This window comes from Cognatundibacterium luofuense (genome assembly GCF_018139685.1).
In the GTDB taxonomy this organism is placed as follows: Bacteria; Pseudomonadota; Gammaproteobacteria; order Burkholderiales; family Burkholderiaceae_D; genus Undibacterium; species Undibacterium luofuense.
Genome location: NZ_JAGSPN010000488.1, coordinates 1 through 309, shown reverse-complemented (window position 1 = coordinate 309; position 309 = coordinate 1). Strand labels below are relative to the sequence as shown.

Below are 309 nucleotides of genomic sequence, written 5' to 3'. Positions count from 1 at the left end.
GTTTGCAGCATGGCGATAAAATCATCGTCAGACGCTCGGCGCATAACGTGACCTTCCTGCATCCTCAGGACTGGAACTACTATCATACCTTGCGTGAAAAACTGCACTGGAACGAATACCCGACGGTATCCGGTGCACTCAACTGAAGCTGCGGTCTGCTCACGGCATTCATACGGTAACAAGACTCACCTATAATGGCGATCATTACAGCAATGTGCGCACCGATTGAGGCACGTATTCAGTGCTGCGAGCGATCTCAGCGCGACCTGATGCTGCTGTATTTCAAACGCGATTTCAGACCCAATTTCA

Annotated in this window: 1 pseudogene; it reads left to right on the top strand. The window is 50.5% G+C overall.

The annotated features are described in order from the left end of the window. Positions 1–146, top strand: a pseudogene (gene ppnK, locus KDM89_RS22670) (NAD(+) kinase); the annotation flags it as partial. Positions 147–309: the final 163 nt, after the last annotated feature.